Here is a 643-nt window from a genome sequence, read left to right as displayed (position 1 = left end):
CAGACGCTTTTCCAGAACATCGACAACGGCGATGTCGGTTGCCCCTAAACACTTACAGGCTTGCAGGGTCATTAAGCCAATACAGCCGGCCCCCAGGATGACGATTTTCTTGCCAGGCTTCACGTCAGCCAGCATTGCGGCATGCATCCCTACCGCCGCAGGCTCTACCAGCGCGCCTTCCATGGTGCCCATGTTATCGGGTAGCTTGTAAGTGAAGCTTTCCGGATGGCATAGATAGTGGGTTAGCGCGCCGCGATAGTTAGGCTGCGTGGCCATAAAGTCGACATCAGGGCAGATGTTGTATTTCCCCTCCAGACAGTAGCGGCAGTGGCCGCACGGCACGCCGGGTTCAATGTTCACCCGGTCGCCCGGTTTAAATTTACTGACGCGACTTCCCACCGCCACCACCGTACCGGCACATTCATGCCCGAGACCAATTTCCTGGTTTGGGTCTTTCGGCGGAATAAAAGGGCCCGATTCAAACCCGTGAACATCTGAACCGCAAATACCAACGTATTCAACTTTGATCAGCACTTCATGCTCTTTGGGTACCGGGATATCGGCGGCAATAATTTTCATCGCACCCGGGGTTTTTAATATCGCTTTTGAATTTTTCATTTTATTTCCCGTCAATATTATTTGC

Annotated in this window: 1 protein-coding gene; it reads right to left on the bottom strand. The window is 52.4% G+C overall.

Features of this window, described 5'->3' with window-relative positions:
• On the bottom strand, positions 1 to 618 hold a 618-nt coding region (locus CWM53_RS23385), incomplete at its 3' end, for an alcohol dehydrogenase catalytic domain-containing protein (RefSeq protein ID WP_165785127.1).
• Positions 619 to 643 lie beyond the last annotated feature (25 nt).

Source organism: Klebsiella sp. A-Nf5 (assembly GCF_002810545.1).
Classification (GTDB): domain Bacteria; phylum Pseudomonadota; class Gammaproteobacteria; order Enterobacterales; family Enterobacteriaceae; genus Klebsiella; species Klebsiella variicola.
The sequence above is the reverse complement of the archived record's forward strand: the minus strand, read 5'-3'. Positions and strand labels throughout refer to the sequence as shown.